The organism is Pseudomonas sp. PDM31 (assembly GCF_019218965.1).
In the GTDB taxonomy this organism is placed as follows: Bacteria; Pseudomonadota; Gammaproteobacteria; order Pseudomonadales; family Pseudomonadaceae; genus Aquipseudomonas.
The window spans coordinates 190173-213036 of the sequence record NZ_JAHUWS010000010.1 but is presented as its reverse complement, the minus strand read 5'-3'; the positions used below and the strand labels follow the sequence as shown (position 1 = coordinate 213036).

Below are 22864 nucleotides of genomic sequence, written 5' to 3'. Positions count from 1 at the left end.
TGTGTGTTTTAATAAACCCAAAAGGCCGCTTTCAAAGGCAGAGCACACCCCTGCCCCATAACTAATTCTTAATAAGCAATCGATGCTGTTTGTCCGGCAGGTATATTTTTCTGTATTTTAGGAAGCTGTCAGGATACTTTTTTAGACCCGTAGTGAGTATTACTTGGTAGGGTTTTCCATAGTGCTCAAGCTCTCCAATTTTTTCCAAGCAGCGTTTAAGATTATCTAGCTCAATTCCTGATGTTTCTGGCGTATCTATAATTAGGAATCTTGGGAAAGGGACGTTTTCCTCTGAAAGAGATAAGTTCATAAGTGCTAGATAATACATCAGTCTTTTTGATACGGCCGAACTAGCCTCCCTATATTCACCGCCACCAACTATTGGCAAGTAATCCTCTATACTGATTCGTGCGACATTACAGTCAGGAAGCGAGTCGGTCATTAACTTATTATATATCGCACTCAGCTTACCGACTTTATCTTGTATGTCTATCTTAGCGTTGGCCTCAAGCTGGTCTGTCAATAATTTTGCTGTTTCATGGTCGCTTCTTTTCCTTTCGTAATCGTTTGTCAGACGAACATTCTTACTCTCCGCCTCCATTTGTTGGCGTATCGTCTCTATGTCCTGACGAGTATTTAAAATCTCGTCATCAATATCATTTATCGTATCAAGGTCTATTGGCGTGTCGAGATTATCAACACGCTCTTCTATTTTTCGCATTAACTCAGGAAGTTCAGCCTCAATATGCATGATGGCTTTTTGGATAGCACTCAGCTCTTGCTCGCAGTCAGTTATTGCTATCTCAATAGTATGAGTAGTTTTTATCTTGGACTTGTAAATATCTTTGTATTCTTTGGATGTATAAAAAAAACGCTGGTACTGTTCTTCTCTGATTTCAGATCCACACACACAATGTCCGGCTATACGCTCAACTTTACCCAAGCAATATGGGCAAGTGTCTGCTGAAAATAAATTGAGCTGATCGTGAGAATGAATTATTTTGGATATTTGTGAAATCTCTCTAAGAGTGCTCTCTTTTATGGAGTTCAGCTTGTGTCTTTCTCCAATCGTTGAAATTAACGTTTGATTTAACTCGCTTAGTGTGAGCTGCTTTTCAGTTATTTTATTTTTTAGGTCGATTAGTGCAAAGTCTACGGTTGACTTTTTTGTGTCTCTACTGCTTTTGAATTGATTTCGTGAGTCATGCAGTTTTTCTAACTGATTTTCTTTTTCCTGCAGGTTTTTCTGTAGGAACGTAATATTTAGCGGCTCTGAGCTTCCTGACAACTCCTCTATGATTCGTGAGTATTCTTTTAGAAGTCCTGCCGCGATGATTTTTTCCTTCTCCAGAGCCTTAGATCTGGAAAGAGAGTCATAATAATCCGAGTATGTTTTACCGACCAAAAGTTCAAAAATAGCTTTCCTCAAAAGCTCTGAGTCGTTCATGAAGTTGTTCTGAGTGTCCAGCTTTTTGTAGACGCCTCTCGGGTCTGGTTGCTGGTCATGATATATAAGACGCATTAGGTCATTGAAGTTTATTTTAAAATTTCGATGCCCCTGATATAGCTCTACAACAGATATTTTTAGCTTCGATAAAATCCAATCCGAAAATATATATTCAGACTCTTGCGAGCGGAATACTTGCAATATAATTGGAGCAACATCGCCATTATGTATGAGTGCTAGGGACTTTGTCTGAATGTCACTTGCTTCTAATGTTGAAGATATAGTTATGTCATTGTCTTCTATGAATCTTGTGAGCTTGAAGCTTTCATCATTTATTTTTATGTAAAGTTCAACCCGATTATCTTTATCGTTCGTTATTTCTTTGTGCTGTTCTTTTTTCTCTTTGCGGCTGAATTCATTCACTCTGCCGCCGAGGCCATAGTAAATCAGGTTACAAAAGGTGCTTTTACCTGTGCCATTATCACCTTCTATAAGAATAAGGTTCTCGTCGAATATGGGGGACTCAAAATGATAGTTGGCACCTTGGTAAACTATCTTTTGGATTCTTAAATTTCCCATATTTTTACACCTCTATCCCTATATATTTTGCTGAGAAAAGTGTCAAGAGTAAGTGCAGTGCTTCTCTGGATTATTGCTTTGAATTTTTGACAGTTTTGGTACTCTGTACCGAATACTTTTTTTGATAAAAAATCTTTTGGAAGCTTGTCTATATTTAAGGTTATGTTAACTAAGGTTTCTATGCTTCCTTGCTGCAAGCTTACATAACCTCTTTTTTCAAGAGTGAAAAGGATTTTTAAAATTTCACTTCTTTTTGCTAGACCATTAGTGTAACTCTGAAACAAAAAATCTTTATCGTTTTTATGTAGCTTTTCTAGAGGTATAGCCTCCAGTATCAGTATGTTTCTTTTGTTATTTATTAGCTCAATTATAAAAGATAGCTTCCTATAATCCTTAAACTCTCTCCCTTTGGTACATCCAAGGCAGTCAAGAATAATAATAATTGAGTAAGTTATAAGGTAGAAATCGTCCGAAGAGATGAACATTAAATTCTTTTTAGCAGCCTCGTTCATTTCGATTTCTCCTCGTCAAGACTTACAAGACATGAGTCTATCAGATTGAGAACTATGCTATTTATGGTTTCCCTGTTAGATACGGAGTAGGTATAGTCTTTCTTCAATTCTTCAACAGAGCTAACGGCTTTCTCTTGCAGTATCTTTATTGTCATATCAATACATTTTTGGTCAACGTCTTTCTCTAGTTTTTGATGGTCAAAAAAGTAATCATCACACGCCTCAAAAACTCTGTATTTCAATGACAAGAAACTTTTATTGCTTGCATCCTCTTCGGTCTTGGAGTTACAAGCTTTCCTTGCTAGCGTCGCAATTCTCGACTTTGGATAAGCTGGACAAACATCTAATATTTTCTCTTCAAGATTTCGTTTATCACTTATCTTCAAGGACAGTTCTTGAAGGTCTTTCCAAATTGGATCAAGCAACGATTCATTTATTTCAGATTCAGCCATCTTAAAGATGAGGTGCACCTCAGCAGAATTTATGAACCTTTCGGCATAGTCTTTGAAATGCTGCTTCTCATCGATCTTATCTAATAACTTTGCAAGGATTAATTGCTCTTTCCCGCTCATGCTAATTTGATAATAATTACTTTCTTTTATTAGCTTTTCAGCTATCTCTTGAAGAGCCGACTCGTCTTCTTGCCCTGAAAGCCAAGTTATCTTATTTAAGAAACTTTTAAAGTCACCTAAAGGCATGTCTTCCAGTGCTTTTAGGTGCCCATTACCTTCTATTTTGTCATATTGATCTTTATATTCGTCAACCAATATGGATTTGATAAGACTTGCTGCCTCGTCGGTAATTTCGGACTTATTTTGGAGCGTTTCAAGAATTGGTTTCTTGGGGAGTGCTATTTTGGTTCCATCGGAAAGCTTATCTTTTCTCTCCTTTCCGAAATTTGTTGTTGTGTAAAAATTAAACGTAAACAAGGTTGAGTAACTTTTTTGCCACTTACCTATGTAAATATCGAAAAAACTTACAAGCGTATTGATCACTGCATTTGAGAAAATGGTGAAGTTACTTTCAGGATCAAAATTTTTGTCTTCTTCAATTATCTGCTCAGTGGTGAAATCTGTAGTTTTTATTATTGTTACATCTTCTTCAACCTCAATGGCAGCATAATAAAAATTCACATGCGAGTTTTCGCTCGACGCTTCAAGCAGTAGCCTTGCCGCACGAAGCTTCTGTAATCGAAAACCTTTCGTCTTATCGGCTGCATCACGATTTATAATTTGCGTCATAGCGACGTGTAATCCGTTACTGAGGTTCAAGCGGTAGGCAGAACCCTAACCGAGGGTGGTTGTGATGTCCATATGCCTGTATCCGCACGACCCTTTCCTGACGTAAGGCATGTAAATTGAAGACGTTGGGCAGACGATCCCTCAACCTTCCGAGCACACCCATCCAAATTGCCCTTGATGCTCCAGCCCTTGTCTATCTCCATCAAAAAACCTCGTTACCTCACGATTCCGTTCTGCTCATAGCTAGAGGGGTTGCGTGCCGCTAACGCTGCCCATCCCGACGGTGCGAGAGTCTGTAAATCAAGCAAAAAATATAATTTATTCCTGATAAATCAATTGCATAGCAGCTTATTAATTTGGTTGCCAAATTGAACGTAGCGGGCTGCCGCTGCTGGAGCAGATCGCCCACAAGCTCGGTCTGCCGCAGCTGGAGGATCAACGCTGGGCGCGTCATCCACTGGTGTACCTGATGGAAGCCGCCGATGACATCTGCTACGCGCTGATCGACCTCGAAGATGGCCTGGAAATGGAGCTGCTGGAATACGCTGAAGTCGAGTCCCTGCTGCTCAACCTGGTCGGTGACGATCTGCCGGAAACCTATCGCCAGCTCGGCCCCAACGATTCACGCCGTCGAAAGCTGGCGATCCTGCGTGGCAAGGCCATTGAACACCTGACCAATGCCGCGGCCCGCGCCTTCGTCGAGCAACAACAGGCGCTGCTGGCCGGTACGTTGCCCGGCGATCTGGTAGAGCACATGCACGGCCCCGCCAAGCGTTGTGTGCTCAATGCCAAGGACATGGCTCGTAAAAAAATCTTCCAGGACAAGCGCAAGACCCTGCACGAAATAGGCGCCTACACCACCCTGGAAATCCTCCTCAACGCGTTCTGCGGAGCCGCGCTGGAACAACACAACGGTCGCACGCCTTCGTTCAAAAGCCGCCGCGTCCTCGATCTGCTGGGCAACAATGCGCCCGATCCCCACGGCTCGTTGCACACATCGTTCCTGCGCATGATCGATTTCATCGCCGGCATGACCGACAGCTACGCCAGTGACATGGCGCTGGAAATGACCGGCCGCTCAAGTCACTGACGAGTGTCGACTGATCAGCCATTTCGCCGTCAGATCTGGCTGATCTCCTTCCTCAAAACCAAATGCACTCAAGGTTTGCCGAATCGTCCTACATACCCTGTAGAGCGAACTGATCGCCCGTGCGCTTCTCACACGAAACAATCACCCTCCCTCTGTTCGCCAGATGAAGTGAGTTCTCATGACCGAAAACGATCTGCGTATCTTGCTGGTGGAAGACCATCCATTCCAGCTCAGAGTCACTGGATATCTTCTGGAAAGTTATGGCTTCACCCAACTGACATCCACCGACAGCGCCCATTCGGCGATGCAACAAATGTCCAGGGCGGCACAACCCTTCGATATTCTTTTATGCGACCAATGCCTGCCCGGGCTGTCCGGACTCGACCTGGTCCGATACGCCAGCCAGCAAGGAATGATCAGACAGGCCATCTTGTTGAGTAGTCTGACGAGCGCTGAATTGGACGGACTCAAAAGAACAGCCATCGAACATCAACTGCCATTGCTGGGCTATCTGATGAAACCCCTGGAACAAGCGGAGTTCAGAAGTCTGCTGGCCATGACGCCTGTATAAAAACAACGCATTAAAATCCGAAAAAAAACACAACACAACTTGCAAATGAAAACTTTGAATAAACAACCAAAAGCACAAATTATTTCTTAAAAATCTATTTGATACGTAGGTCCATTCTTTTTCACGCGTAGGACTTTTCCTATATTGCCGCCACGGGCTCGCCAGTTCATACGTCCTGCCAACCATCTGAGCTATGGTGCGCGCTTTATTTGAGCTCGCATGGGATTTGAATATGAACTCCGTTTTTATTGTCGACGATCATCCTGTCATCCGCCTGGCCGTTCGAATGTTACTGGAACACGAAAACTACAAAGTCGTAGGCGAGACCGACAATGGTGTCGACGCCATGCAAATGATTAGAGAATGCATGCCTGACCTGGTGATTCTCGACATCAGCATTCCCAAACTCGACGGACTGGAAGTGCTGTCCCGTTTAAACGCCATGAACACACCTTTGAGAACTCTCGTATTGACAGCCCAATGTCCGACCCTGTTCGGTATTCGTTGCATGCAATCAGGTGCGTCGGGATATGTATGCAAACAGGAAGAACTCAGCGAACTGGTCAGCGCTATTAAAGCGGTATTATCAGGATACAACTATTTCCCGAGTGAAGCGTTGAATCCGGCCCGGGGTGATGAGGCGCGTTGCGCCGAACTTGAATTATTCAAGTCGGTAAACGATCGGGAACTAATGGTATTGCAACTTTTTGCGCAAGGACGCTCCAACAAGGAAATTGCCAAAGGCATGTTTCTCAGCAACAAGACCGTCAGCACCTATAAAAAGCGACTCATGCAGAAACTCAAAGCCCAATCACTGGTTGAGCTGATCGAAATGGCAAAACGCAACGCACTCGTGTGAGAAGCCGGATGCCCAGTCGCTTGAAGGATAATCTGATAAGGATGACCGCAGGTTTGTGCCTGAGCACTTCACTGCTCGCAGCGCAAACCAGTGAAAACTACACGTTGCTCAGCCGCTCAAACGCCGGACATCTGCAAGTCCAGTTCAGCGAAGCACAACGGTTATGGCTCAACGACAAACGCGAACTGGTACTTGGCACCTCGGCTCAGGATTATCCGCCTTTTGACCTGACCACCAGCGGTCATGACTACGAAGGGTTCACTGCCGATTACGCCGGCATCCTGGGCACCGTTACCGGCCTGCCAATAAAGGTCAGGCGCTTCGAGTCCCGGGGGGCTGCGATCTCCGCTCTTGCAAGCGGCGAAGTCGATTTACTCGGTACTGCCAATGGCTTCGAAGCCGGTAATGCCGACCTCGCGCTCTCCATACCCTACGCCGTCGATCAACCGGTACTGGTGACGCGGGAGGGCGAAACCAGATCCCTGACCGACGGACTGGCAGGTTTACGCCTGAGCATGCTTTATCACTACTTGCCGCTGTCGGAAGTCAAGGCGATGTACCCCCAGGCGATCATCACCTCCTATCCGTCGTACCAGAACGCTATCAGTGCCGTCGCTTTCGATCAGGCGGATGTGTTCCTGGGCGACACCATTTCGACGCACTACATGATCAACAAGGGGTACCTGAACAACATTCGCATGGCCAATTTCGGCAAACATGAAGCCCATGGCTTCAGCTTCGCCGTGACCAGAAACAACCCCGAGCTGCTCGGCATCATCAACAGGATGCTCATGGCCATCCCCTCGACTGAACGAGAAAACATTGCAAAGCGCTGGAGTGCAGGCAGCGATATTCTGCTTACGGATCAGAAACTGCAGCTTACCGACCGCGAAGAGCAGTGGCTGGCGCAACATCCAGTCGTGCGCGTGGTGGTCAATGAAGCCTTTGCCCCGCTGACCTTTTTCGACAGTGAGGGTAATTTTCGCGGGGTCACCGCAGACCTGCTTGAGCTGATCAGGCTACGCACCGGTCTGCGCTTCGACATCCGGCGCAGCCGCAACGACGATGAGATGATCGAACAGGTCAAGGGCGGCCAGGCCGACGTGATCGCCGCCCTGCTGCCCAGTGCACAACGTCAGGCGACATTGAATTTTACTCGCCCCTTTCTGGAAAATTCCTACGTCCTGTTGACCCGAAAAGCAAAGGATAGCCCGAGCAATCTTTCCCAGCTGCAAGGCAAGCGCCTGGCGATAGCCCGAGGTAACCCGCTGCTCGATTACCTGCGCAGCGAATTCCCCCACATCAAGCTGATCGAAACCCCGGACAGTTTCAGCGCAGTAGAGATGCTCGCCGAAGGCAAGGCAGAAGGCGCGGTGAACTCCCTGATAATCGCCAACTACTTCATTTCCTCGCAGCTCTTCGAACACACACTGCAGATCAGCACCACCATCGGCACCGAACAGGCCGCGTTCTCCCTGGCGACAGCCCGGCAAGCCGGGGACCTGAACGCCATTCTCGACAAGGCTTTGCTGAGCATCGCACCGGAGGAGCTGGGCATCATCAACAGCCGCTGGCGTGGCTATTCAGCGACCGCCCACAGCACCTGGCGAAATTATCATCGGTTGTTTTATCAGATCGTCATCGGTGCCGGGGTGCTACTGCTGCTTTCCGTGGCCTGGAACGATTACATGCGCCGCCAGATCAAACAGCGCAAGGCCGCCGAGCGCGCATTGAACGATCAATTCGAGTTCATGCGATCGCTGGTCAACGGTACGCCACATCCAATCTACGTACGCGACCGCCAGGGCCTGCTGCAAAGTTGCAATGACAGTTACCTGCAAGCGTTTAGCGCCAGACGCGAGGACGTCATCGGCAAAAGCGTCATGCAGGGCGCCATGAGCAATGTGTTCGAAGCCCGGGAATTTCAGGCCGATTACCAGCGTGTTGTTGCCAACGGCACCCCGCTGATTATCGACCGTGAGCTGCACATCGATGGCAGGCGCTTGACGATCTATCACTGGATTCTTCCCTATCGGGACTCCAGCGGCGAAGTGCGCGGCATTATCGGTGGCTGGATCGACATCAGTGAGCGGCGGCAATTGCTCGATGACCTGCGTTGCGCGAAGGAACGTGCCGATGAAGCCAATCGTGCCAAGAGTACCTTTCTGGCCACCATGAGCCATGAAATCCGTACGCCGATGAACGCGATTATCGGCATGCTCGAATTGACCCTCAAGCGCATCGATCTTCAGCACCCGGATCGACCGGCCATTGATGTTGCGTACAGCTCGGCCAAGGACCTGCTGGGATTGATTGGCGACATCCTCGATATTGCCCGGATCGAATCCGGACACTTGAGCCTGAGCCCGGAGCGCGTCAATCCCGGGGAGCTCGTCACCTCGGTAGTACGAATTTTCGATGGCCTGGCTCGACAGAAAAACCTGGATCTTCTGCTGGAATTCCATCCGGCCTACCCCGTAATCGATGTCATGCTTGACCCGTTGCGCTTCAAGCAAGTGCTGTCCAATCTGGTCAGCAACGCCATCAAATTCACCGAACGGGGCGAAGTCCGGGTCATTGTTGATCTGAGCTGCGTTGACGAGCCCGATCAGGTGCAAATGCGCCTACAGGTCCGGGACAGTGGCATGGGCATCAGCGAACGGGATCAGCATCGTCTGTTCGAACCATTCGCCCAGGCCGACAACGCCGCGCAATCGGCCAGGGGTGGTGCAGGGCTGGGGCTGGTGATCAGCCGCAACCTGTGCGAGATGATGGGGGGCAGCTTGCAATTGAGCAGCCAGCCGGGGGTCGGCACTCAAGTCGAGGTTTCGTTGCAGCTCAAAACATTGCCGGCACAACCTGTGCCGAATACGGCCGAAGTACAAATCTCTACCGCACGGAGCGCACTGAATGTCCTGGTGGTGGACGATCATTCAGCCAATCGCTTGCTCATGTGCCAGCAACTGGAGTTCCTCGGCCACCGAAGCAAGGTTGCCGTCAATGGTCAGGAAGGGTTCGAGGCGTGGCAAGCCGAGTCGTTCGATCTGGTCATTGCCGATTGCAACATGCCGGTCATGAACGGCTACGAACTGGCTCGCTCCATACGCCGGCACGAACGGCAAGCCCGGCGCCCGCCCTGCACCATCCTGGGCTTTACCGCCAATGCGCAGCCAGAGGAAATACAACGCTGCAAGCAGGCCGGGATGGATGACTGCCTGTTCAAGCCCCTCAGCCTGAACGCCTTGAGTCAAAGGGTCGATGGCATCGAGCCGGGCCATGGCGTTCTACCATTCAGTCTCAATGGTTTGCACCTGCTGACAGGGGGTAACCCGACCTTGAACAGGCGCTTGCTGAGCGAGTTGGTGAAGAGCAACCGGCTCGATCTGCAATCGCTGCTGGCTTTAACGTTTCCAGAGGACAAGCAGTCACTGCTCGACTTCGCCCACAAGATCAAGGGCGCAGCCCGTATCGTCCAGGCATCTGGCGTAATCGAGCGCTGCGAGGCGCTCGAAACAGCCTGTCATGGGGATTTCCATGGTGAAAAGGTGGCTCAATGCATAACAGCCATGGAGCGCGCGTTGCTTGAATTGGAACAGGCATTGCTGCAACAGCTTGAGTACAACGCCGAGAGCACGATGACAGAGCCTTAACTATGCTTGAACGCTCAGCAGTGCGTTTCCAGCCTGGAGAAACCTGCAATGCCCAACCCACTGCATCCGGACGCACGGCGCTTTCCGCTACACGTCCATATCAGCGTGATGTTCACTTTCCTGCTGCTGTTGACCGGGGTAGTGCTGGGCATTTTCAACTATCGGCAAACCACGCAAATCATTCTTTCGAGCAGTGAAAAGCTGTTTGAACGCATCGAGCAGGACGTTCGCCTGGACCTGCAAGCCACCTATGAACCGATTCGTCATCTGTTGAGCCTGCTTGTCGTCAACCCGGCGGGGCATGCCCCTGACCTGGAACAACGCCTGGCGCTGCTCGCACCGTTCAGCCAGTCGCTCAAGGACAATCCTGACCTGGCCTCGCTGTATGTAGGTTACGGCAACGGCGATTTTTTCATGGTACGCCCCCTACGCACCCCGGACCTCAAAGCGCTGCTCGATGCCCCGCAGACGGCGGCTTATCAGGTCTGGAGCATCGAACACGACAACGCCGGAATGGTCCATTCCCAGTCGTTGTTTTTCGCTCAAGACCTGACTCTCGTCAGCCATCGGGACAACCCCAACGATACTTACGACCCACGCAGTCGCACCTGGTTTACCCACGCCCGTAGCGACAACGATCAGATCACCACCGAACCCTACATTTTTTTCTCCACCCACAACATTGGTACCACACTGGCCCGACGCAGCGACGAAAACACCGTCATGGGCGCCGACCTGACCCTGGCCGAGCTCAGTGCAACCCTGGCCAGGCACGTCGTGACCCCCAGTACCGAAATCGTGCTGTTCGATGCCCAAGGCAATGCCATCGCCTACCCCGACAGTTCCCGGCTGATCATCGACGATAAGACCGCGCGCCTGATCAAGGCGGCGGACCTGAGCCCCAGTCTCGGCGCGCTGCTCAAGAATCCTGTGGCGGGCAATCGGCTCAACGCCTATGGTCGACAATGGATCGTGGCCCGCAGCAGCCTGCAGGAGGGCGGCCCCCACGGGCTGCAACTGGCAATGCTGGTCCCGGAAGATGAGTTGCTCGCCGACGCCTACCGCATGCGCTGGCAAGGCGCGCTGATTACCCTGGCAACATTGCTGTTGTGCCTGCCTCTGGGTTGGTTGACGTCAAGAGTCCTGGTCAAACCCCTGCGTGCACTGGTGCAGGAAGCGGATGCGATTCGCAGTTTCGACTTCAACTTCCCGGTTTCCCGGCGCTCGCCAGTCCTCGAAGTCGATCAACTGAGTGTGTCGATGGCGCGGATGAAGGACACCCTGGCAAGCTTCTTCCAGATCACCGACAGCCTGAGCGCCGAAACCCGTTTCGCCCCGCTGCTCGAACGAGTGTTATTTGAAACCGCGAAAATCGCCCAGGCCCAGGCCGGCCTGATTTACCTTCGTGAAGGAGACGGCGATCGCATGGAGCCCCACGGCCTGGTGCTCAACAACAGTTCCGAGGAGCTGTCGTCGTACGACATTCGAGGCCACGCGCTTGAAGACCCGCAGAGTCCGGCCTGGATGCTGCAACTGGCGAAAACCGACAATATTGTCACCAGTCTCGGTTTCGATCAGGCGGCAGACCTGCAACACGTGCTCCTGGCACTGGCCTGCCCCCGGGTTCATCTGATCGGTATCCGCTTGCACAACCGGCATAACGAAACCGTGGGCTTGCTGGTACTGCTGCTCGCCGACAGCGGCAATCAGAGTGATCAGGAAAAACTGCGGCCCGATCGCATCGCGTTCATCCAGGCGGTGTCCGGCGCGGCCGCTGTCAGTATTGAAAGTCAACGCCTGCAAGCCAGGCAAAAACAATTGCTGGACGCCTTCATTCAACTGCTTGCCGGCGCGATCGACGCGAAAAGCCCCTATACCGGTGGCCATTGCCAGCGTGTCCCGGAACTGACCCTGATGCTCGCCCACGCCGCAGCTGCCAGCCAGGAGCCTGCCTTCAAAAGCTATCAACCCGGCGAAGATGAATGGGAGGCGCTGCACATCGCAGCCTGGCTGCACGATTGCGGCAAAGTCACCACCCCGGAATACGTGGTCGACAAAGCCACGAAACTGGAAACCCTGAACGATCGCATCCACGAAATCCGCACCCGCTTCGAGGTGCTCAAACGCGATGCCTGGATCGACTACTGGCAGGCCGTCGCCATGGGCGGTGACGCAAAGCCCCTGACAGAGCTGCGCAACGCTACCCTGGCCGGGCTGGATGAGGATTTTGCCTTCGTCGCCCGCTGCAACCTTGGTGGTGAAGCCATGGCAGAGGCAGACCTGCAACGCTTGCGCAGTCTGGCGCAACGTACCTGGACCCGCACCCTGGATGACCGTCTCGGGGTTTCCTGGGAAGAAAACCGGCGACAGGCACGAACACCCGCCCCGGCTCTGCCCGTCAGCGAGCCGCTATTGGCGGACAAGCCGGAACACCTGTTCGAGCGTGCGCAAAGCGAGCTGATTGCCCAAGACAACCCATGGGGCTTCAAACTCGACGTGCCCGCCTACAAGTACAACCGGGGCGAGTTGTACAACCTGAGCGTTGTGCGCGGCACCCTGACGGCCGAGGAGCGCTACATCATCAATCACCACATGGTGCAGACGATTCGGATGCTCAGCCACCTGCCCTTCCCCGGCCATCTCGGCACGGTCGCGGAAATTGCCGGCGGCCACCATGAGAAAATGGACGGCACCGGTTATCCGAAACGCTTGAGGCGCGAGCAAATGAGCCTGCCGGCGCGAATGATGGCAATAGCCGATATTTTCGAAGCGCTGACGGCTGCCGATCGCCCCTACAAGAAGGCCAAGACCTTGAGTGAGGCGCTGGGCATCATGGCCTGCATGTGCCGTGATGCCCACATCGATCCTGAACTCTTCGGACTGTTCATCAACGCGCAAATTTATTTGCAGTACGCCAAGCGCTTTCTCGACCCCCAGCAAATTGATGCGGTGGACGCTTCAAGCCTGCTGGCAAAGGCCGGACTGGCTTGATCAGCAGTCGCTCAGACGCAGGAAAATCGCCGCAAGCTGCTCGATACCGGCCTGGTCTTGGGCGGTGAAGCGCGCCAGTTTCGGGCTATCGAGGTCAAGCACACCGATCAGTCGGCCGTCCTTGACCAGCGGCACGACCAACTCACTGTTCGACGCGCTGTCACAGGCGATGTGACCGGGAAACGCGTGCACATCCTCGACCCGTTGGGTCTGCAGGGTGGCTGCTGCCGTCCCGCATACCCCGCGACCGAACGGAATGCGCACGCAGGCGATCTGCCCCTGGAACGGGCCTAGCACCAGCTCTTCATTGCGATTGAGGTAAAAACCGGCCCAGTTCAGGTCGTCAAGCTGGTTGAACAGGAACGCCGAGAACTGCGCGGCGTTGGCGATGAAATCACGCTCGTCCGCCAACAAGGATTCAAGCTGTGCGTGCAGCATGCCGTAGCCTTCGAGGCCCTGGCCGCTCTTTTGTAAATCGATCATGCCTTGTGCTCCAACAGTTTGAGCCCGACCCAGTAACGGGCAAATTGATAGGCGCAGCGCCCGTTGCGATTGCCCCGCCCAGTGGCCCAACGCACCGCCAGAACGTCCAGCTCTTCGGTGCGTTGCCACGGCAGGCCGGCCTTGCTGGCCAACTGACCGACCCAGTGCTCGACCACATTGAGGAAGTGTTCCTGGGTGAAGGGATAAAACGACAACCACAGGCCGAAACGATCCGACAGGGCGATCTTGTCTTCCACCGCCTCGCTGGGATGCAGTTCGCCATCAACACGCTTCCAGTTTTCGTTATCGCTTTCCTTTTCCGGCACCAGGTGCCGACGGTTGGAGGTGGCGTACAGCAAAACATTGTCCGGCGCCTGCTCCAGCGAGCCGTCGAGCACGCTTTTGAGCACTCGATAATCACCCTCGCCCGATTCGAACGACAGGTCGTCGCAGAACAGCACAAAACGCTGGGGCAGTTTGCCGATCTGCTCAACGATTCGTGGCAGGTCCGCCAGGTGATCGCGTTCAATTTCGATCAGGCGCAGACCGGCCTGGGCGTGTTCAGCGAGCAAGGCGCGAATCAGCGAAGATTTGCCGGTGCCGCGTGAACCCCAGAGCAGTGCATGGTTGGCCGGCATGCCATCGAGGAACTGTTGGGTATTACGCCCCAGTTGCTCCACCTGACGATCGACGCCAATCAGGTCGCTCAGGCGCATGTCGAGGCTGACCTGCAGCGGCAGCAGAAAGCCGCTGCGCGCCTCGCGCTGCCAGCGCGCGGCCAGGCAATGCGTCCAGTCGATAGCGGGGCGAGGCGCGGGCAGCAACGGCTCGATTCGGGCCAGTACGGCATCGGCGCGCTCAAGAAAAGCATTCAATCGGGAATCCACGACTTCTCCTCGGACACGTTGACAGTAATGATGGCGATGCAGCGACGAAGCACAGCGTCCGGTGACCGGCTTACCTGATTGAACAAGGCTCTCCAGAACTTCGGTCGCCCTGCATGATCGGCTATGCTTGAGCAGCGAAGAAAACGGAAGTGGTTCAACCCCCCATGGATATCAAGTTCACCAACCGGCTGTCATACAAGCAGGCCCGGCTTACCGTGCTGGTTGGTTTCATTCTCGGCACGCTGCTCAGCGTGCTGCAAATAGGCATCGATTATGCCAGTGAAGACGCCTCCATCAACCGGGAAATCCTGTCTTTGCTGGAAATCAGCCACAACCCGGCCTCACGCATCGCCTACAACATCGACGCCGAGCTCGCCAGGGAGTTGACCCAGGGGCTGTTGCGCTCGCCGGCGATCATTGGTGCAAAACTGACCGACAACAACGGTATCGTGCTGGCGAACGTCAAACGACAAGGCATGCAAAGCGGTTATCGAGTGCTCAGCGACTTCCTGTTCGGCGCCCATAGACAGTTCGAAGACCGTCTCTATCTGGATCACATGAACAGCGAAGCCCTCGGAACGCTGCAGCTGGATGTGGACACCTTCTCCTTCGGCAACCGCTTTCTGCGCCGGGCCGAAGTCACCCTGCTCAATGGTTTCGCCCGCAGCCTGCTGCTGTCGGGCATCCTGCTGGCGTTGTTTTATGTCATGTTGACCAAGCCTCTGGTACGCATCATCCACGAGCTGAGCGGTCGCGACCCGCGCAGTACGCAACCGACATCCCTGGAGTGCCCCGCGGGGCACGCCAATGACGAAATCGGCGTGCTGGTCAAGGTCGCCAACCAGCAATTCGCCAATATCGCCACCGAAATCCAGCAGCGGCGCAGCGCCGAAAATCGCCTGACCGAATACCTCGGACAACTGGAAAACATCGTCTCGGCCCGCACTGCCGAACTCAAGGCCATCAACGCACGGCTCAGCCTGTCCAACCAGGAACTGGAAGTCGCCCGCCGTACAGCCCTCGACATGGCCGAAGCGCGCTCGGTATTCGTGGCTAACATGAGCCACGAAATCCGCACCCCTCTCAACGGTTTGCTGGGAATGATCGCGCTATCGCTCGACGGCCCGCTGAACCCCGAGCAGCAACAGCAGCTATCCATCGCCCATGACTCGGGCAAAGTTCTGGTGGAGTTGCTCAACGATATTCTCGACTTGTCGAAATTCGATGCCGGCCAGCTCGAACTCGAACACATCCCCTTCGACCTCGGCGCATTGGTCGAAGACACCGCCAACCTGCTTTCGCAAAACGCCGCGCCAAGCGTCGAGCTGACCTGCCTGATCGATCCGCGCTTCCCGGCACTGGTACTCGGCGATCCGACCCGGGTTCGGCAAATTGTCAGCAACCTGTTATCCAATGCCCTGAAGTTCACCCGCTTCGGTCGCGTCGATGTGCGCCTTTCAAACGCTGCAAATGGCGTCAGAATCGAAGTTTGCGACACGGGTATCGGAATTCCCCAGGACGCCCAGGTCAAGATACTCCAGCCCTTCACCCAGGCCGGCGCCGGCATTACCCGGCAGTTCGGCGGCACCGGGCTGGGCCTGGCCCTGACCTACAACCTCTGCGAAGCCATGCAAGGGCGCCTGACGATCAGTTCCGAGTCGGGTTTTGGCAGCCAGTTCTGCGCCGAGCTGCCGTTATCCGCCCATACTCGCGTAATACCTGCACCCCTGCTGCAGGGCAAGGTCATCGCAATCACCGACGCCAGCAGTGGATTGGGTGAACTGCTGAGCAGCCTGCTGCCTGGCTGGGGACTCGACTATCAACGCCGATCCATTGATGACCCGCTACTGGGCGTAGAACTCGATGTACTGATCACCGACTGCCCCGAATGCCTGTTCAGTCTGCGCCCCACCGTTACCGCACCGATTCTGCTGGTGACCGCCTACGGCAATTTCATGCCCATCGAAGAAGTCAGCGCTCTGGCGCCCTTGCAGCAGCAGGCACGGCCCCTGGCGCGCAACGCGCTGTACCAGGCCTTGCGACGCCTCTTGCAACCGCAGACCGAGACACTCAACGATGCCCGCCTCGACACGCTGAACTCGCAACCCCGTGGGCGCGTGCTACTTGTAGAGGACAATCCGGTCAACCAGCTGGTGGCCAAGGGTATGCTCGGCAAACTCGGCTGCGAGGTGGTCACTGCCGCCCACGGTGCCGAGGCACTGGATCAACTTGAACTCAGGGACTTCGATCTGGTGCTGATGGACTGCAACATGCCAGTCATGGATGGCTACGAGGCCAGTCGGCAAATTCGCCACAGCGGACGCTGGCCACAGCTGCCCATTGTCGCCCTGACGGCCAACGCCATGTCCGAAGAGCGTGAACGCTGCCGTGCGGCGGGCATGAGTGACTATCTGGCCAAACCCTTCAGGCGCGAAGAACTGGCCGCCCTCCTCGATTTGTGGATTCCCGCTAAGTCAGTGCCTTGATCTGACCCAGCAGGTGATCAAGCCCGTCGCGCAAGTCATTGAGTCGATCAAGATCAACCCCGCTATCGCATAACAACCGCGCCTTGAGGGGCCCAACCTGATCGCGCAGGCCCCGGCCGGCAGGCGACAGACTCAGATGCACTTCACGCTCATCCCGTGCCGAGCGCTGACGTTGCACCAGGTGCAGCAGCTCCAGGCGCTTGAGCAAAGGCGTCAGCGTGCCAGAGTCCAGCGCCAGGCGCTCGCCCAGCGCCTTGACGGTCGGCTGCTGCGGGGCGTTCTCCTGCCATTCCCACAACACCAGCATCGCCAGGTATTGCGGGTAGGTCAGGCCCAACTGATCGAGCATCGGCTTGTAGGCACGGATGACCGCCCGGGAAGCGGCGTACAGCTTGAAGCAGAGCTGGCTGTCCAGGCTCAGGGAGTCGATGGACAAACTGTTCATTTGAGCAGGGCTTCGATCTCGCGGCTCAGGTCCTGCGGCTTGGTGGCCGGGGCGAAGCGCTTGACCAACTGGCCGTCCTTGCCGATCAGAAACTTGGTGAAATTCCATTTGATGCCCTGGGAGCCCAACAGACCCGGTGCGCGTTTCTTCAATTGCACGAACAGCGGGTGAGCGCCGGTGCCATTGACTTCGATCTTTTTGAACAGCGGGAAACTGACCCCGTAGTTCAACTCGCAAAATTCGGAAATCGCCCCTTCGTTACCTGGCTCCTGTTTGCCGAACTGATTGCAGGGAAAACCGAGAACCACCAGACCTTGATCCTTGTAGGTCTGCCACAGCTCTTCGAGGCCCTTGTACTGCGGGGTGAAACCGCACTTGCTGGCGGTATTGACCACCAACACGGCTTTACCGGCGAAATCCGCCAGGGTCTTTTGTTCACCCTTGATGGTGGTGCAAGGGATGCTCAGCAGATTGTCGCTCATGGCGCAGGTTCCGAATGGAAGACAGGAATGACAAAATAGCGAGCAATTGAATTGCGTGCAATTTAATTGATCGCCCCGTTCTCTCCTTCCGACATAAATTCCGAACCGCAGGAGCTGGCTTGCCAGCGAACAGGCCCTTGAACCTTGCATCGCAATTGCCGACGCTATCGCCGGCAAGCTGGCTCTTACGGACAACCCGGGATCAGTTGCGGGGGACGAGATCCAGGCACACCGAGTTAATGCAGTAGCGCAGGCCGGTCGGCGGCGGACCATCGGGAAACACATGCCCAAGGTGCGCATCGCATTTGGCGCAGACCACTTCGGTACGGATCATGCCGTGGCTGACATCACGGATCTCGACCATGGCACTGTCGGCGATCGGTGCGTAGAAGCTCGGCCAGCCGCAGCCGGAATCGAACTTGGTGCTGGAGTCGAACAGCGCTTCATTGCAGCAAATGCAGTGGTAGACGCCATCAGTTTTCGTGGCGTTGTATTTGCCGGAGAACGGTCGCTCGGTGCCTTTGAGGCGGCACACGTTGTACTGCTCCGGGTCGAGCATCGCCTTCCATTCTTCCAGGGTTTTTTGCAACTTTTCCATCATCACACCTCGGCGGCTGAAAAAGCCCGATCTGTATCTTTTCCACTGATCGGGCGGCACGTATGATTGCGCCTCATTTGACGCCAGTCTGGCAGCAGCGTTACACGCACTCAAACGGATTTTGGGGCGAGCGGCCCAAGCGCCAGGTTTGAGCAAGAACGCAGAATTCCCAGTACGGTAGTTTATACACCGCCTGGATCGTTCACTTTCGGGAACACATCGCCATGCAGGTCAGCAAATCGAACAAGCTCGCCAACGTCTGCTACGACATTCGCGGCCCGGTGCTCAAGCACGCCAAACGCCTGGAAGAGGAAGGCCATCGCATCCTCAAGCTGAATATCGGCAACCCGGCGCCTTTTGGTTTCGAAGCGCCGGACGAAATCCTCCAGGATGTGATCCGCAACCTGCCGACCGCACAGGGCTATAGCGACTCCAAGGGCCTGTTCAGTGCGCGCAAGGCGGTGATGCAGTACTACCAGCAAAAACAGGTGGAAGGTGTCGGTATCGAAGACATCTACCTGGGCAACGGCGTTTCCGAACTGATCGTGATGTCGATGCAGGCCCTGCTCAATAACGGCGACGAAGTGCTTGTGCCGGCTCCTGACTACCCGCTGTGGACCGCTGCGGTGAGCCTGTCGGGCGGCAACCCGGTGCATTACCTGTGCGACGAACAAGCCAACTGGTGGCCGGACCTGGCCGACATCAAGGCCAAGATCACCCCGAACACCAAGGCTCTGGTCATCATCAACCCGAACAACCCGACCGGTGCGGTGTACTCGAGAGAAGTCCTGCTAGGCATGCTGGAACTGGCCCGCCAGCACAATCTGGTGGTGTTCTCCGACGAAATCTACGACAAGATCCTGTATGACGATGCCGTGCACATCTGCACCGCGTCCCTGGCACCGGACCTGCTGTGCCTGACGTTCAATGGTCTGTCCAAGTCTTATCGCGTGGCGGGTTTCCGTTCCGGGTGGATCGCCATCTCCGGTCCTAAACACCACGCCCAGAGTTACATCGAAGGCATCGACATGCTGGCCAACATGCGCCTGTGCGCCAACGTGCCGAGCCAGCATGCGATCCAGACCGCCCTGGGTGGCTACCAGAGCATCAACGACCTGGTACTGCCTCCAGGCCGCTTGCTGGAGCAACGCAACCGCACCTGGGAGTTGCTCAACGACATTCCCGGCGTGAGCTGCGTCAAACCGATGGGAGCACTCTATGCCTTCCCGCGGATCGACCCCAAGGTGTGCCCGATCCACAACGACGAAAAGTTCGTCCTGGACCTGCTGCTGTCCGAAAAGCTGCTGGTGGTTCAGGGAACCGCGTTCAACTGGCCCTGGCCCGACCACTTCCGCGTCGTGACCCTTCCCCGTGTCGACGACCTGGACATGGCCATCGGGCGTATCGGTACCTTCCTCAAGTCCTACCGCCAGTAAGCTACTATCACCGTGCGATGCTCGCGCAACTCGCACGGTGATTGATTCAGCAACATATCTTCACGCCCTGGACGTTAACGCCGCCGCTATCCTCGACGGGGCTGCACTCTCCCGCCGGGCCCAACAACGGCGGGGCCTGTGACGTGAACCGGTTTACAAACGCCTGCTGCTTCGACGTCGGAAATGTCCTTCAAACAGCTAGACTGTTGCTGTAGGACACAGTTTGAAATAGTCACCCGGTTGAATACCCCGGTGCATCACCTTATATACCCCGCAGTACGCTACATCTTTAGCAAAAGGAGATTTCTACAACCATGATGCGCATCCTGCTGTTTTTGGCCACTAACCTGGCGGTCGTGCTGATTGCCAGCATCACCCTGAGCCTTTTCGGCTTCAACGGGTTCATGGCGGCCAATGGGGTTGATCTCAACCTCAATCAGCTGCTGATTTTCTGTGCGGTCTTTGGTTTTGCCGGTTCCCTGTTCTCGCTGTTCATCTCCAAGTGGATGGCGAAAATGAGCACCAGCACCCAGATCATCACTCAGCCGCGCACGCGTCACGAACAATGGCTGCTGCAAACCGTCGAGCAACTGTCCCGCGAAGCCGGGATCAAGATGCCGGAAGTCGGGATCTTCCCGGCCTACGAGGCGAACGCCTTTGCCACCGGCTGGAACAAGAACGATGCACTGGTTGCCGTGAGCCAGGGTTTGCTCGAACGGTTCTCGCCAGATGAAGTGAAGGCGGTGCTGGCCCACGAAATCGGCCACGTAGCCAATGGCGACATGGTCACCCTGGCACTGATCCAGGGCGTGGTGAACACCTTCGTGATGTTCTTCGCGCGGATCATCGGTAACTTTGTCGACAAGGTGATCTTCAAGAACGAAGAAGGCCAGGGTATCGCCTACTACGTGGCGACCATCTTCGCCGAACTGGTCCTGGGCATTCTGGCCAGCTCCATCGTCATGTGGTTCTCGCGCAAGCGTGAATTCCGTGCCGACGAAGCGGGTGCAAACCTGGCCGGCACCGCCGCGATGATTGGCGCGCTGCAACGCTTGCGGGCAGAACAAGGTCTGCCGGTGCACATGCCGGACACCCTGAATGCCTTCGGCATCAACGGTGGTATCAAACAAGGGTTCGCCCGCATGTTCATGAGCCACCCGCCGCTGGAAGAGCGTATCGACGCACTGGCTCGTCGTCGGGGCTAAGTGATTCGTAGTGCAAATGAAAAGGCCCGCAGTGATGCGGGCCTTTTTTTGTCTGCCTGGAAGCTTCAGTGTTTTTCCGGGCCTCTTCGCGGGCAAGCCCGCTCCCACAGGTTCCGAGCCGTCCACAAGATCTGCGGCGCCCGCCCCTGTTGCAGTGGGCTTGCCCGCGAAGAGGACGGCACGGGCAAAACAAATTATTGACTGGAAACCCGATACACCCGCTCCTCCAGCCGCGTGACACCCGCCTCCAGAAACTTCCCGCTTTCGCTCAACACATCCTGATCTTCCAGGATCTTCAGCGCCCATGAGTCCCCGAGCAACCGCTGCACCTCATCATCGAGTACAGCAAATGGCGGCCCGGGCATTTGCGCCTGGTCATAGTCCAGGGTGATCACCAGGCCATGGGACTCATTGGGCAGTATCCGCTTCAAATGGGCGGCATAGCGCTCTCGCATTGGCGCCGGCAGCGCGATCAACGCCGCGCGATCATAAAGCGCGGAGCAATCGGCAACGTCACCGGCCGTCAGCTCGAAGAAATCGCCGCACCACAGCTCAATCGAACCTGCCCGATAAACCTTGAACGGCCCCTGTTCGCTGACGGCCGGATCAAAGCCATGCTCGCTGAAAAACTCCTCGACGGCCTTTTCCGACAGTTCGACGCCCAAGACCTCATGACCTTGATGAGCGAGCCATAGCAAATCCAGGCTTTTACCACATAGCGGTACTAACACCCGGGCACCTTCTTCAAGGTTTAGCGCTGGCCAGAACCGCTTCAGATGAGGGTTGACCTGCGGCAGGTGAAAGCCGATCTGATTCGACGCCCACTTCTTGTGCCAAAACTCCGGCTGCATAAATAACCCCGAATATTCGATCAAAACACCCTAAAACTTATATTAGATTTAGATCAATGATCTGACTGAAGATGGTGACATCTTAACCCTCAGGAGCTCATTCATGTTCCCCAGCCTGTATATATCCCATGGCTCCCCGATGCTGGCCCTGGAACCTGGTGCCAGTGGGCCAGCTCTCGCGCTTCTGGCAGCGCAAATGCCGAAGCCAAAAGCCATCGTGATTGTTTCTGCGCACTGGGAAAGCAACGAATTGCTGGTCAGCGGCAATCCGCAGCCTGACACCTGGCATGATTTCGGCGGTTTTCCCAAAGCCCTGTTCGAAGTGCAATACCCGGCGCCTGGCAATCCTCAGCTGGCCGCAGAAGTTGTCGAGCTGTTGAAGGCGAGCAACCTACCCGCCCGGATTGACCCCGGGCGCCCCTTCGATCATGGGGTCTGGGTGCCCTTATCGTTGATGTATCCGCAGGCGGACATCCCGATCGTGCAAGTGTCCCTGCCCACCCGTGGCGGCCCGGCCCTGCAAACCCGCGTTGGCCAAGCCCTGGCCAGCCTGCGCGAGCATGGCGTGCTGCTGATCGGCTCCGGCAGCATCACCCACAATCTGCGGGAACTGGACTGGCATGCCGGCCCCGAGAGCGTTGAGCCCTGGGCCCTGGCATTTCGCGAATGGATGATCGACAAACTCGTCGCAAATGACGAAGCCGCGCTGCACGACTATCGCCAACAAGCGCCGAATGCCGTGCGCAACCATCCCAGCGACGAGCACTTGTTGCCGCTGTATTTTGCCCGTGCCGCGGGAGGACCGTTCAACATTGCCCATCAGGGGTTCACCATGGGTGCACTGGGCATGGACATCTATCGCTTCGGCTGACAGCAAGACCGCGTCGCGACCTTCGCGAGCAAGCCCGCTCCCACATTTGATCGCACTCTTTCCAAAGTCACGCGGTCGTCTGTGGGGGCGGGCTTGCTCGCGAAGGGGCCACCGCCACACTTCAGCCGGGCTTTGAACTGCAGGCAAAAAAAATCCCCGAACCAGTCGGGGATTTTTTAT

At 54.7% G+C, this 22864-nt stretch carries 17 protein-coding genes and 1 pseudogene; 9 read left to right on the top strand and 9 right to left on the bottom strand.

Annotation, left to right across the window (positions count from 1 at the left end):
• Positions 1 to 61 precede the first annotated feature (61 nt).
• The 3 genes from KW839_RS20485 to KW839_RS20475 are packed head-to-tail and all read right to left on the bottom strand — an operon-like array spanning position 62 to position 3779.
• Positions 62 to 2026: an AAA family ATPase gene (locus KW839_RS20485; RefSeq protein ID WP_218425329.1), complete on the bottom strand. Its 1965-nt coding sequence runs from the start codon at positions 2024 to 2026 to the stop codon at positions 62 to 64.
• A complete protein-coding gene (locus tag KW839_RS20480; protein WP_218425328.1) occupies positions 2014 to 2538 on the bottom strand; it encodes a hypothetical protein in 525 nt (174 codons plus the stop codon). The genes KW839_RS20485 and KW839_RS20480 overlap by 13 nt, the downstream gene beginning before the upstream one ends.
• Complete coding sequence (locus KW839_RS20475; RefSeq protein ID WP_218425327.1) at positions 2535 to 3779, bottom strand: hypothetical protein; 1245 nt, start codon at positions 3777 to 3779, stop codon at positions 2535 to 2537. The genes KW839_RS20480 and KW839_RS20475 overlap by 4 nt, the downstream gene beginning before the upstream one ends.
• A 376-nt stretch (positions 3780 to 4155) precedes the next feature.
• On the opposite strand from KW839_RS20475, the pseudogene KW839_RS20470 reads away from it, so the two are divergent.
• From KW839_RS20470 to KW839_RS20450, 5 genes and pseudogenes are all read left to right on the top strand, one after another.
• Positions 4156 to 4869: pseudogene (locus tag KW839_RS20470) on the top strand (deoxyguanosinetriphosphate triphosphohydrolase); the annotation flags it as partial.
• A 178-nt stretch (positions 4870 to 5047) separates the two neighbouring features.
• Positions 5048 to 5440, top strand: a complete 393-nt coding sequence (locus KW839_RS20465; protein ID WP_060540960.1) for a response regulator — start codon at positions 5048 to 5050, stop codon at positions 5438 to 5440.
• Positions 5441 to 5672: 232 nt separating this feature from the next.
• Positions 5673 to 6299, top strand: a complete 627-nt coding sequence (locus KW839_RS20460; protein WP_060540959.1) for a response regulator transcription factor — start codon at positions 5673 to 5675, stop codon at positions 6297 to 6299.
• Between the two features lie 8 nt (positions 6300 to 6307).
• The gene (locus KW839_RS20455) at positions 6308 to 9949 is read left to right on the top strand and encodes a transporter substrate-binding domain-containing protein (protein WP_218425326.1); all 3642 of its coding nucleotides are present in this window, start codon (positions 6308 to 6310) and stop codon (positions 9947 to 9949) included.
• Positions 9950 to 9997: 48 nt separating this feature from the next.
• Positions 9998 to 12940 carry an HD domain-containing phosphohydrolase gene (locus tag KW839_RS20450; protein WP_218425325.1) on the top strand — a complete coding sequence of 981 codons (2943 nt, stop codon included), beginning with the start codon at positions 9998 to 10000 and terminating at the stop codon, positions 12938 to 12940.
• Here the strand turns inward: KW839_RS20450 and KW839_RS20445 are convergent, their stop codons facing one another.
• Both KW839_RS20445 and KW839_RS20440 read right to left on the bottom strand, forming a co-directional pair.
• Positions 12941 to 13423 (bottom strand): GAF domain-containing protein, encoded by a 483-nt coding sequence (locus KW839_RS20445; protein WP_060540956.1) that lies wholly within the window; start codon positions 13421 to 13423, stop codon positions 12941 to 12943.
• The gene (locus KW839_RS20440; RefSeq protein WP_218425324.1) at positions 13420 to 14310 is read right to left on the bottom strand and encodes an ATP-binding protein; all 891 of its coding nucleotides are present in this window, start codon (positions 14308 to 14310) and stop codon (positions 13420 to 13422) included. Before KW839_RS20440 ends, KW839_RS20445 begins: the two co-directional genes overlap by 4 nt.
• Positions 14311 to 14474: 164 nt before the next feature.
• Here KW839_RS20440 and KW839_RS20435 point away from each other — a divergent pair, with 164 nt between their 5' ends.
• Positions 14475 to 16796: a response regulator gene (locus tag KW839_RS20435; protein ID WP_218425323.1), complete on the top strand. Its 2322-nt coding sequence runs from the start codon at positions 14475 to 14477 to the stop codon at positions 16794 to 16796.
• On the opposite strand, the gene KW839_RS20430 is transcribed toward KW839_RS20435, so the two are convergent.
• The 3 genes from KW839_RS20430 to msrB form a co-directional block, all read right to left on the bottom strand.
• Positions 16780 to 17241, bottom strand: a complete 462-nt coding sequence (locus KW839_RS20430; protein ID WP_060540953.1) for a MarR family winged helix-turn-helix transcriptional regulator — start codon at positions 17239 to 17241, stop codon at positions 16780 to 16782. The genes KW839_RS20435 and KW839_RS20430 overlap by 17 nt on opposite strands.
• A complete protein-coding gene (locus tag KW839_RS20425) occupies positions 17238 to 17723 on the bottom strand; it encodes a glutathione peroxidase (RefSeq protein ID WP_060540952.1) in 486 nt (161 codons plus the stop codon). The genes KW839_RS20430 and KW839_RS20425 overlap by 4 nt, the downstream gene beginning before the upstream one ends.
• A 202-nt stretch (positions 17724 to 17925) precedes the next feature.
• Positions 17926 to 18321 (bottom strand): peptide-methionine (R)-S-oxide reductase MsrB, encoded by a 396-nt coding sequence (gene msrB / locus KW839_RS20420; RefSeq protein ID WP_218425322.1) that lies wholly within the window; start codon positions 18319 to 18321, stop codon positions 17926 to 17928.
• A 224-nt stretch (positions 18322 to 18545) separates the two neighbouring features.
• Between msrB and KW839_RS20415 the strand changes: the two genes are divergently transcribed.
• Positions 18546 to 19757, top strand: a complete 1212-nt coding sequence (locus tag KW839_RS20415; protein WP_060540951.1) for a pyridoxal phosphate-dependent aminotransferase — start codon at positions 18546 to 18548, stop codon at positions 19755 to 19757.
• Positions 19758 to 20071: 314 nt separating this feature from the next.
• Positions 20072 to 20962, top strand: a complete 891-nt coding sequence (gene htpX / locus KW839_RS20410; protein WP_095061105.1) for a protease HtpX — start codon at positions 20072 to 20074, stop codon at positions 20960 to 20962.
• 194 nt (positions 20963 to 21156) lie between these two features.
• Here the strand turns inward: htpX and KW839_RS20405 are convergent, their stop codons facing one another.
• Positions 21157 to 21813: a thiopurine S-methyltransferase gene (locus KW839_RS20405; RefSeq protein ID WP_060540950.1), complete on the bottom strand. Its 657-nt coding sequence runs from the start codon at positions 21811 to 21813 to the stop codon at positions 21157 to 21159.
• 103 nt (positions 21814 to 21916) lie between these two features.
• Between KW839_RS20405 and KW839_RS20400 the strand changes: the two genes are divergently transcribed.
• The gene (locus KW839_RS20400; protein WP_218425321.1) at positions 21917 to 22684 is read left to right on the top strand and encodes a class III extradiol ring-cleavage dioxygenase; all 768 of its coding nucleotides are present in this window, start codon (positions 21917 to 21919) and stop codon (positions 22682 to 22684) included.
• Positions 22685 to 22864: the final 180 nt, after the last annotated feature.